Raw genomic sequence first — 11,319 nt, forward strand, 5'->3', positions numbered from 1 at the left:
TATTTTTTATTATTAAGCTTTCATGTTAAGTAATAGTAAACTCATACGCAACTGTTAATCATACTATTTACTGAATTATATTAATCGTTAAAAGCTTAAATAACATTTGCGCCTAAAGTTTGTGCAATATTCCATAATGCACTGATTGCTGGGTCGTTAAGCTCTTTTTTTAGCACCGCCAAACCAATATCAAATCCTTCTGGCTGGTAATTTTCACTGGGCAGTACGTGTACCTTGTCTTGTAGCGGACTATTATCTAGCACTATTTTGGGAACCATGGCGACACCTAATCCTAGGCTCACCATAGACACCATAGCTTCGTGCCCAGCCACTTGCGCATAAATTTTTCCATGCACATTATTTTTCCGCCACCACTGCTCTAACCGCTGCCTAGAAAAACCTTGCTCAGGTACAATAAACTCCAGTTCTGACCAATCGATTTGTGGGGCGTTTTTCGCTATTTTTTCGCTGATCGGGCATTGAATTTTAGGTCCAATAAGAACCAGTGGAGAGTGGCCTATATTAACAAAAGCAATTTGGGCAGGCAGTTTACTTGGCCGTGCAGCAATAGCCATTGATTCATGGGCATCCAGTACTCGGTTTATTGCCAACGCCGGATCGCCGGTATTGAGCGTTATTTCTATATGCTGATGCTGCGCGCGGAGTTGTTCTAATATTTGATGCAAAAAACTATACGAGGCGGTGACTGAGCAATAAATACTCACATTACCGTAAATATGCTGGGTTGGGTCTTTCACATTCGCTTTAAAGCGCTGCCAATTAGCCAGTGTAGAGGTGGCGTAATCAATAAACGACTCCCCTTCTTTAGTTAATTTTACACTTCGGTTATCGCGTATAAATAAAGCAACGCCGACCTCATCTTCAAGCTGCTTAATATTACGACTTAAAGTAGGTGCACTTATATGGCACAGCTCGCTCGCCCTGGCAAAATGGAGCGTTTTAGCTAACGCTAAAAAGTAATTTAAATGCTTATGATCCATTACACGCCCCTACGTTTCATTTTTTGAAATACTTTAGTGCAAATATATCATTTTACGCAAGCAAAGTTTTTTTTTATGGTGTGTTTAAGCAAAGCAAATACGCTTTGCATCTAACAAACACGAATTATAGGACACTAACATGGCGAATTATTTTAATACCTTACCTTTACGCGAGCAATTAGCTCAATTAGCGCAATGTGAATTTATGGACCCAAGTGAATTTACCGATGGTGTTGATGCACTTAAAGGTAAAAAGCTGGTTATTGTTGGCTGTGGCGCACAAGGTCTTAACCAAGGTTTAAACTTACGTGACTCAGGCCTAGATGTATCGTACACGTTACGTCAATCAGCAATTGATGAGCGTCGTCAATCATACCTAAATGCATCTGAAAACGGTTTTACTGTAGGCACCTACGAAGAGCTAATTCCGAGCGCTGACGTAGTATTAAACCTAACACCTGATAAGCAACATACGGTCGTTGTAACTGCCATTATGCCTTTAATGAAACAAGGCTCTACACTTGCTTACTCGCACGGTTTTAATATTGTTGAAGAAGGCATGCAAATTCGTGAAGACATTACGGTAATCATGGTTGCTCCTAAGTGTCCTGGCTCTGAAGTGCGCGAAGAATACAAACGCGGCTTTGGTGTACCTACTCTTATTGCTGTTCACCCAGAAAACGACCCACAAGGTCACGGCTTAGCACAAGCTAAAGCCTACGCTGCGGGTACCGGTGGTCATCGTGCCGGTGTACTTAAGTCATCATTTATCGCTGAAGTTAAATCAGACTTAATGGGCGAGCAAACAATTCTGTGTGGCATGTTACAAACCGGTTCAATTTTATGTTTTGATAAAATGATTGAAAAAGGCATTGATGCGGGTTACGCATCAAAACTAATTCAATACGGCTGGGAAGTAATTACCGAAGCCCTTAAATACGGCGGCGTTACTAACATGCTTGACCGTTTATCAAACCCTGCAAAAGTAAAAGCGTTTGAACTAAGCGAAGAACTTAAAGTTATTATGCGCCCGCTTTATAACAAGCACCAAGATGACATTATCGACGGTACTTTCTCACGCGTAATGATGGAAGATTGGGCAAACGACGATGCAAACTTACTAAAATGGCGTGCAGAAACTGCCGAAACTAACTTTGAAAAAATCCCTGCTGGTGATGTAGAAATCTCTGAGCAAGAGTTTTTCGATAACGGTATTTTAATGGTTGCTATGGTTAAAGCGGGCGTTGAGCTTGCATTTGAAACCATGACTGCAGCAGGTATTATTGACGAGTCGGCTTATTATGAGTCTTTACACGAAACACCATTAATTGCCAACACAATAGCACGTAAAAAGTTATTCGAAATGAACCGTACTATTTCTGATACTGCAGAATACGGCTGTTACTTATACAACCATGCGTGTTTACCATTATTGGCCGATTTTATGAAAAACATCGACACCGATGTTATTGGTAAAGGCTTAAATGAGCAAAGTAACCAAGTAGATAACCAAACATTGATTCAAATTAACACTGCACTACGTGAGCACCCTGTTGAAATTGTTGGCGCTAGACTACGCGGCTACATGTCAGCAATGAAGAAAATTGTATAACTAGTTTCGCTTGTTAGAAACCAAGCCCACATGCATACGCTGTGGGCTTTTTCGTGCTAGTAATAATAAAAAGCGTGTATACCCTTTTAGATATATTGCAATAATTAGCGCTTAATTAATAATGTGCTAACATGGCTATCTACCTAGTTGTAAAGTTAAATAATATGACGATAAAAAACCTAACTATCACTCAAAAAATCACCATTTTAGGCAGTACCATTGCAATCTGTGTCGCTGCATTAATTGGTTTAACGTCTTTATATAGCTCTGAAGATATTATAGAACGACGTATGATTGAATCTGAGCTACCCAGCAAATTACACAGTATTAGTAATCAAATTGGTGGCGAAATAAACGAACTACTAGGTGCTGCACAGCAACTATCATCAAATGAATTTATCTTAGAGTGGGCACGCTCAAATAACCAAGACGACACACTACTGCTTAAAGAATTAAACCGCGTAGCAAAGCAGTTTGATTTAGCAACGGCGTCGTGGGCTAACCGTGATACAGCACAATATTGGAACCAACACGGATTTTTACGCGTGCTTAAAAACGACGCGGCTGATGGGTGGTTTTTTGGCTTTACCAACTCAAATAATCCGTACTCAATCAGTATTTATCAAGAATCCCCGACTGATGTAAAAATGTTTGTAAATCATCAACAAACAAATGGGCTTGGATTAGCGGGGCTTGCAAAAAGCATCACCGACATGCAAAAGCTATTACAACAATTTAAAATTGAGCAAACAGGCTTTGTGTTTATTGCAGATAAAAGCGGCTTAATTCAGTTACATAAAGATGCAAATAAAGTGGCTAAAGTAAACATAGACACACTTTATGGCAATAATGTTCATAGTACTTTATATAACCCCTCTGGTTTTGCAATTACAGAATTATCACTTAATAACGAAGCCACATTTTTAGCAGCCATGCCAATAGCCAATACCGACTTATACGTATTAGCCCAAGTACCTAAAAGTGAGGTGTTTGCGACTGTAGGTACATTGGAGTGGCAAATATTTACCTTTACGCTAGTGATAGCCCTCGTTGCTAGCATGCTAAGTTACTTGTTAGCACGTTCTTTAGCGTCACCGCTTTCGGATATGGCCGAACTGTTCTCACGTTTAGGATCAGGCGATGCTAATTTAGCGTACCGTTTGCCAGAGTCTAATCAGCCAGAGCTAAACAATTTAAGCCATGGCTTTAACCAATTTATTCATAAAATTGAAACTGCCATAAAGCAAGTCGCCAACGAAAGTACAGAAATACGCCAAAGTTCTAATCATGTATTTGAACAAGCAAAAAACAACTCGCAGTCTATTGATAATCAAAAAGAGCAAACCATTTCGGTAGCTGCAGCCATTAGCGAAATGGGCGCAACTGTACAAGAAATAGCACAAAGTGCGGCTAATGCAGCCAAGTTAACGCAAAGCAGTCAAGAAAACACCAGCCAAAGCCATCAGCAAGTACTGCAAAGCCAAGCTACAATTTCAGCGCTTGCCACTGACATTGACGGCATTACCGAACAAGTAACACTGCTTTCTAAAAAAACAATTGATATAGCGAGTATTGTTGACTCTATTCGCGGTATTTCTGAGCAAACTAATTTACTGGCCTTAAACGCAGCCATCGAATCGGCACGGGCTGGTGAGCATGGTAGAGGCTTTGCAGTGGTGGCCGATGAAGTACGCGCGCTTGCTAATCGTACCTCGCAATCAACCACCGAAATTCAGTCAATGATTGAAGAGCTAACCACTATTTCTGAAGATGTAGTAAACGATATCAGTCAATCTAAGCAAAAAGCCCAACAAAGCGTAGGCGCAATGCAAAGCTCTGTTGAATTGCTTGATGCGATAAGCGAAACAGCAAATCAAATAAACGACATGGCTACTTTAATTGCCACCGCAACTGAGCAGCAAAGTAACGTGGTTGCTGATGTAGGACGTAATATTGAGCAAATAAGTGAAATTAGTGACCGTGCTATGAATGAGCAAATAAACACCGAGCAAGCAATTCGCGATTTAGCAAATAGCGCTCAAGCGCTTGATGCACTCGTAGCCACCTTTGAAAAACACCACTAAACACGTTTTGTAACACTTTAATAAACCACCTACGCATATTGCATCTACACTTATAGATGTAATATGTTGGAGGTGGTTTATGAACATATCTTGTTTTAACGTATTATTACTAAGTAGTTGCTTATATCTAAGCATATGTAACACCACGGTGCGTGAACCACCACCGCTTGCCCTTGCGAACCATCCAACATTTAACCGTATTAGCGTCGAAACCGAGCTAGAAATATTTAAGCTAGACAAAACAATCACTTCCCAACTTGATGCCCACTTAACCAGTAAGCGCAGCGCGCATTACTTAGCGAATAGTATTTTAAGTTTTTTATTAAAAAACGGCGATAACTCATTAACCTATCAAAGTGGCGCCACATTGAGTGCATCGCAAACCTACGCTAATTTAAATGCTAATTGCCTGTCGTTATCGATATTAGCGTATAGCTTAGCCGATTATTTAGGAATAAAAACGCGCTTTCAAAAAGTCCATATTCCTGAATATTGGGCAATGAATAAAGGGGTTAATTTACTGACAGGGCATATTAATTTATCAATTGACAATGCGCTTATGCAAACAATACCAGCCACAATGGTTTATCAACGTGATAAACAGTTAACCATAGACTTCGACCCGAATATAAGAAAACAACGCTTTAAAACCAGCCCAATAAGAAAAGAGTTTGTTACGGCTATGTTTTATAACAATAAAGGCGCTCAAGCTTTAGTAAATAAAAATTATAATTTAGCTTATAGCTACTTTAGTGCCGCCGTTGAAGCCGCCCCATTATACAGTGGTGGCTGGGGAAATTTAGGTATTGTATTTAGGCAGCTTAATTATTTAAAAGAAGCTGAACAGGCATATAACTATGCTTTATTGCTTGATAAAAATAACCATACTGCCATAGGTAATCTCGCTGTGCTGTACACCTTAAGTAACCGCGCTAAACAAGGTCAGCAAATGCTAAAACAGCTCAATAAAAAGCGCCAAGCTAACCCGTATTACCATATATCATTGGGTAATAGTGAACTGGTACTTAAAAATTACTCTCAAGCGATTAAGCATTTTAAAAGCGCTTATAAAATTGACGCTAAGTTACACGAAAGCCACTTTGGCCTTGCGCGAGCATATTATTTTACCGGCAATATAAAGCAGGCAACACATTATATGCGTTTAGCGGGTATAAACGCCGAGTTTAACTATGACAAAGCCCGCTATCGTAATAAATTAAAAGCATTAAAAAATGCCACAGCTTCACTTAGTCATTAGTTGTTGTACGTAGTGCTCTTTTTGGGCCCTACTTAATTTTTTAATTTGCCACTCTAACTTGCTGGCTTCGCTTTTTGAGCCCACCTTTTGTTGATGAATTAAAACTAAAGGGCCTTTGCCTTTTAAGTTTTTTGCGCCTTTACCCGCTTGATGCGTGGCTAAGCGCTTATCAACATTGGTTGTTATACCTGTATACCAGTGGCCTAAACGCGTTTGCACTATATACAAATACCACGTTGAGGGTACTTTGTGTGCTTTGCTTATATTTATACTTAAACTTTTTTGTGTGTTTGTGGTCAAAACTTTACCCTAACCCTCGTAACTAAAAACAATTTCTTAAAAGGGTTTTACCTTCAGTGACTAATCGGTATCATGCAGATTATAAAAAATAAGGATCACAACTAACAATGCAGTCGTTAAAAACTTTTTCTCTTTGGCTTATCGTTGCTCTCACATTCAGCTCTTTAGCAGGTTGTTCTAGCTGGGTATATAGAATCAATATCCCACAGGGTAACTTTTTAGAGCAATCAGATGTAGATAAGCTTCGTGTAAACATGACACGAGAGCAAGTTATTTATGTATTAGGTCGTCCAATAGCAGAAGATGCGTTTGATAATAGTACCTGGCGTTATGTGTACAGCTTTAACAAAGGCCGCGATAATGAGCAGCATAAAGAGTTGCTGGTTAAATTTGAAAATGATCAACTAGTTGCTGTTTCGGGTGATTATGATCAACCAGAAAACTTTGATACTCCGCTAGAGCAGTAAACGCTCTAGTTATTAAAAAAAGGTGAGCATGGCTCACCTTTTTTATTTACTACATTAATGACCTTTATAAAGGACGCCCACCGGTAACTTTATTTGCTCGACCTTCCTCTTTTGCTTTTTCAGCACGCTTTCTTCGAGCATCTTTAGGGTCTGCAATTAGTGGACGGTAAATTTCTATTCTGTCGCCATCTTTTAATTCATAATGCGCTTTTACTGTTCTATTCCATACACCTAAAGTAAGCGCAGTTGGGTCTATTTCAGGGCACTTATCAATGATCCCCGATTGAATAACAGCTTGTTCGGCTGTGGTTCCTTGCGCTACTTCCACTGTTAATGTGGTTGCTTTAGTCGGTAATGCAAAAACTATCTCAACGCTAATCATTATCTTGCTCCGTATACTTCTTTTGCACGTTGCGTGAATGCACTAACCATATTTTTAGCTACATCATTAAATATTTTACCAAACGCCAATTCTATAAGCTTGCTAGAGAATTCAAATTCAAGCTTAAGCTCAACTTTACAGGCTTTTTTATCTAACGCTTGAAAATGCCAACGCCCTTTAAGAGTTTTAAATGGGCCATCAACCAGCCTTAATTGCACGGTTTGCTCGTCAATAAAGGTGTTTTCAGTGGTAAACCACTTTTTTATACCCGCCTTGGATATTTCTAAACTCGCGGTCATGTTATTATTGTGCTGCGAAACGATTTTAGAGTCTGAGCAATTAGGTAAAAACTGCGGATAAGCTTCTACATCATTAACTAGGTCAAACATCTCTTTAGTGCTGTACATAACCAGCGCACTTTTTTCTATTTGTGGCATACTCACTCCCAACTGTGTGGGCGAATTTTAGCAAGCTTTGCGCGTTTCCCCAAATTTTCATGGTCTTAAGTTCACCAGATTATTTTAAAGGCACATATAAAAAATCGATGTAAAACATCTCTTAATACGTATATTATAGGGCACTATGGCTAAGAACAAATCATCAAAATCGAACAGTAATACCATCGCGCTTAACAAAAAAGCGCGTCATGAGTATTTTTTACACGACAAGTTTGAAGCAGGTGTTGAACTACAGGGCTGGGAAGTAAAAAGTATCCGAGCTGGTAAGGTAAACATCTCAGAAACTTATATTCATCTTAAAAATGGCGAAGCTTTTTTATTAGGCAGTCAAATTCAGCCTTTAAATAGCGCCTCGACTCATGTTATTTGCGATCCAATGCGATACCGTAAACTGTTATTAAGCCGCAAAGAGCTTGATAGATTAGTCGGTGCCACTGAACGAGATGGCTACTCACTTGTTGCCACTGCCATGTATTGGAAAAAATGTTGGGTGAAACTTGAATTTCACTTAGCAAAAGGTAAAAAAATGCATGACAAACGTGAAGACGGCAAAAATAAAGATTGGTCGCGTGAGAAAGAACGCCTCATGAAACATAAAGTATAAACACAACGCCTAATTTATTTAGGCGTTTTTTTTAATTTCTCACCGGTTAAATTTAAAACAACCTGATCAAATTCCCCTCAGCTTTATTTAATTCATCCCTGTGCATGATATAAATAAATTATTACACTTTATTTATTTTTTTAATTTCTTTAGATGCCTGCCCATTTTAGTGCGCAAATTTTATGGTACAAAGCGAGTAATTTAGCCTTGTCTATCCTTTTTCGTTGTTTCTATTATTGAATATTTTTCCCTCAATACTCTACAAAAACTCATACTAAAATCGCAAAGGGTGTAGATTGATAACACTTAAGTTACATGATATTAATGTCAGCGCTTGTTAAGCAACTAAATTTATAACATATCAACAAGGACTTAAGGATGAAGCAATCAATTGCATTTACACCTAGCATAATTGCAGGTGCTACAATCGCACTTTCAGCAGGATTTACAACAACAGCTTATGCTGCTGAAGAAGCAAAAAAAGTAGAACGCATTGAAGTAACAGGTTCGCGCATAAAACGCACCGATATCGAAGGGCCTTCGCCAGTACAATCTATTGGCAGAGCAGATATCGAAAACATGGGTTACGATAACCTTCAACAACTCCTCGAAAGAATGCCTGTGGCAGGCAGCGGTACTTTCTCAACACGCGGCAACAACCAAGATTCAACTGCAAATGGATCTGCCGCGGTCAGCCTACGTGGTTTAGGTGCTGATGCTACATTGGTACTAATCAACGGCCGCCGTGTGGCGATTAGTGCCTTTGCCGAAGGTATAACAAACTCATTTGTCGATATTAATAGCATTCCGGTATCGGCGATTGAACGCATTGATATTTTAAAAGATGGCGCATCAGCAATTTATGGCTCTGATGCAGTAGCGGGCGTAGTCAACGTTATTTTGAAAAAAGACATAGATGGCGTTGAACTAAACTTAGGCTACGGTGGTACCGATGGCCCTAATTACGAAGAAACAACAGCAAGTTTAGTGTGGGGTACAACTAGCGAAAAAAGCAGCGCCTCAATTATTATTGATTATTTTAAAAACACCTCGCTTTCGTCAGATGAAATGGGCAGCTTAGGCACCGCTAACCAATCGCCTTATGGCGGCGAAGACTTTCGCTCTTCTCGTGGCTTTCCAGGCTACTTTTATGTTGATGGTGTAAAAACAATTGACCCAGATTGTCCTGCAGAAAACGCCACATCAAGCGGTAGTTGTTTATTTGATTACGGCTCATTTGGCTACATCGCCCCTGAATCTGAGCGCGTAGGTGCTATTTCTCAATTTGAATACAATTTTGATAATGGTATTACCGGCTTTTTAGAAATGGCAGTGCAGCATAATACCTCAGTTGCAGCCGGTGCCCCTACTCCACTTGATGAAGATGCAGGTTTAACAGTACCTGCTAGCCACCCTAACAACCCGTTTGGTGAAGATATTCAAATTGGCCGTTACCGTACGGTTGATGCGGGCGCTCGCCAATGGGATATTGAATCAGACACACTTCGCTTTGTAGCTGGCCTAAGAGGCGAAATTAAGGAATGGAGCTGGGAAGCTGCGGTTCAAAAAGGCCGTAGTAAATCACTTCAAACAGGCGATCGTTCGCAAGGTTGGGTTCGCACCGACTTTTTACAACAAGAAATTGATGCCGGTAACTACAACCCATTTGGTGGCACGTATAACAGCCCAGAAGTCATTGACAGAATTACCACAAGCTTAGTTCGCCGCGGTGAGTCTCATATGACCTCATTCGACGCTAACATCTCTGGTGAAGCATTTAGCTTTGGTGATGACGTGGTTATGATGGCCGCGGGTATTGAATACCGTGAAGAAGATGTAACCGATACACCGGATGACCAATTTCAGCGCGGTTTAATTTTTGGTACTGAGTCTGTGTCTGCTGCAGCAGAGCGCGACCAATACGCAGCCTATGTGGAATTTTCAATCCCACTTGCTGAAAACCTAGAGCTACAACTCGCTGGCCGTTACGATGATTACAGCGATTTTGGTAATACAACAAACCCTAAAGTCGCTTTACGCTGGGCACCTACCGACGAAATAACCATTCGTGGTTCGTGGGCACAAGGGTTTAGAGCGCCATCGCTTGCACAAGTAGGTTTAGGTCCATCACAAGAAAGTCAGTTTTTTGTAGATACTTATCGCTGTGAAGCAACTGGCCTTGATTGTGACGCGCTAGATTACAACATTGAATTTGCTGGTAACCCTGACTTAGAAGCCGAAGAGTCAGAATCATGGAACGTTGGCTTTATTTGGGCACCTTCTGCTGAATTTGGTTTAAGCGTAGATGTGTGGAGTATTACCCAAGATAATAAAATTGATGAACAAGAATTTGGCCCAATTTATAACTCTGAGTGTAATAACCAAGATAGCACGGTGTGTGTTCGCTTAGCACCTAGTGGTGGTGATAGCTTAGGCACCATTCAAAAAATATACAGCACCTTTGAAAACGTCTCTTCGCAAGAAGTGTCAGGTGTTGATTTATCAGCAAATTACAACCATTCGCTGGATGATTTAGGCTTGCTTAAATTTAACTTAGAATGGGCGTACCAAAACAAGTTTGAAAAAGACGGCCGCGATTACACGGGTGAATACAATTACCCAGAGCACCGCTGGATTTTCTCTACTAACTGGGAAATTGGCCAATTTAATACCAACGTAAATATTAGCTACGTAGGCGAGTTTGAAGATACCCCAGATATAGACTTTGACGGTAATTTAGACTTTGATAGCAATACATCGCGTATGGTTGACTCGCAAGCATTGGTAGATTTACAAACATCTTACCGTGTAAGTGATGCAACTAAAGTGTCGCTTGGTGTAAATAACGTATTCGACGAAGAGCCACCATTTGCCATTGGTGATGGCGATGCCGACCTTTACGGGTATGCATCGGGTGTACATAACCCACGTGGTCGTTACTTCTACACTAAAGTAACCTTCTCGTTTTAATTTAATATAGCCCATTATTAAATGGGCTATGCTAAAAACAAAAAAACCGCCATATGGCTAATGCCGATCAGTTAAGAAATATTTTAATGATCAGTTGACCGATCTTCTATAGATGTAAGAATCCGATGAGCATTTGCCATCGGATTTTTTTATGAATATTAAAACAGCTTTAGACACCGCATT

The 11,319-nt window shown here is 40.1% G+C and carries 10 protein-coding genes; 6 read left to right on the top strand and 4 right to left on the bottom strand.

The features are described from left to right. Nucleotides 1-95: 95 nt before the first annotated feature. Nucleotides 96-1,001 carry an HTH-type transcriptional activator IlvY gene (gene ilvY / locus PSI06_RS16995; RefSeq protein WP_273604442.1) on the bottom strand — a complete coding sequence of 302 codons (906 nt, stop codon included), beginning with the start codon at nt 999-1,001 and terminating at the stop codon, nt 96-98. Nucleotides 1,002-1,140: 139 nt separating this feature from the next. Between ilvY and ilvC the strand changes: the two genes are divergently transcribed. From ilvC to PSI06_RS17010, 3 genes are all read left to right on the top strand, one after another. After that, nucleotides 1,141-2,613 (top strand): ketol-acid reductoisomerase, encoded by a 1,473-nt coding sequence (gene ilvC / locus PSI06_RS17000; RefSeq protein WP_273604443.1) that lies wholly within the window; start codon nt 1,141-1,143, stop codon nt 2,611-2,613. Between the two features lie 164 nt (nt 2,614-2,777). After that, nucleotides 2,778-4,697 (top strand): methyl-accepting chemotaxis protein, encoded by a 1,920-nt coding sequence (locus PSI06_RS17005; RefSeq protein WP_273604444.1) that lies wholly within the window; start codon nt 2,778-2,780, stop codon nt 4,695-4,697. A 79-nt stretch (nt 4,698-4,776) separates the two neighbouring features. Next, on the top strand, nt 4,777-5,955 hold the full coding sequence (locus PSI06_RS17010) for a tetratricopeptide repeat protein (RefSeq protein ID WP_273604445.1): 1,179 nt from the start codon (nt 4,777-4,779) through the stop codon (nt 5,953-5,955). On the opposite strand, the gene PSI06_RS17015 is transcribed toward PSI06_RS17010, so the two are convergent. Continuing rightward, on the bottom strand, nt 5,941-6,255 hold the full coding sequence (locus PSI06_RS17015; RefSeq protein WP_004587367.1) for a GIY-YIG nuclease family protein: 315 nt from the start codon (nt 6,253-6,255) through the stop codon (nt 5,941-5,943). The genes PSI06_RS17010 and PSI06_RS17015 overlap by 15 nt on opposite strands. Nucleotides 6,256-6,362: 107 nt before the next feature. Between PSI06_RS17015 and PSI06_RS17020 the strand changes: the two genes are divergently transcribed. Then, a complete protein-coding gene (locus PSI06_RS17020) occupies nt 6,363-6,722 on the top strand; it encodes an outer membrane protein assembly factor BamE (RefSeq protein ID WP_004587368.1) in 360 nt (119 codons plus the stop codon). 64 nt (nt 6,723-6,786) lie between these two features. On the opposite strand, the gene PSI06_RS17025 is transcribed toward PSI06_RS17020, so the two are convergent. Beyond that, entirely contained in the window at nt 6,787-7,104 is a 318-nt protein-coding gene (locus PSI06_RS17025; protein ID WP_024031817.1) for an RnfH family protein, read from the bottom strand. Continuing rightward, complete coding sequence (locus tag PSI06_RS17030; RefSeq protein ID WP_024031816.1) at nt 7,104-7,541, bottom strand: type II toxin-antitoxin system RatA family toxin; 438 nt, start codon at nt 7,539-7,541, stop codon at nt 7,104-7,106. The genes PSI06_RS17025 and PSI06_RS17030 overlap by 1 nt, the downstream gene beginning before the upstream one ends. A gap of 145 nt (nt 7,542-7,686) precedes the next feature. On the opposite strand from PSI06_RS17030, the gene smpB reads away from it, so the two are divergent. Together smpB and PSI06_RS17040 are read left to right on the top strand one after the other, a co-directional pair. Next, the gene (gene smpB, locus PSI06_RS17035; protein ID WP_004587371.1) at nt 7,687-8,166 is read left to right on the top strand and encodes an SsrA-binding protein SmpB; all 480 of its coding nucleotides are present in this window, start codon (nt 7,687-7,689) and stop codon (nt 8,164-8,166) included. Between the two features lie 378 nt (nt 8,167-8,544). Further along, nucleotides 8,545-11,136, top strand: a complete 2,592-nt coding sequence (locus tag PSI06_RS17040; RefSeq protein ID WP_273604446.1) for a TonB-dependent receptor — start codon at nt 8,545-8,547, stop codon at nt 11,134-11,136. The last annotated feature ends 183 nt before the right edge of the window (nt 11,137-11,319 follow it).

It is taken from the genome of Pseudoalteromonas sp. GABNS16E (assembly GCF_028598715.1).
GTDB classification, from domain to species: domain Bacteria; phylum Pseudomonadota; class Gammaproteobacteria; order Enterobacterales; family Alteromonadaceae; genus Pseudoalteromonas; species Pseudoalteromonas atlantica.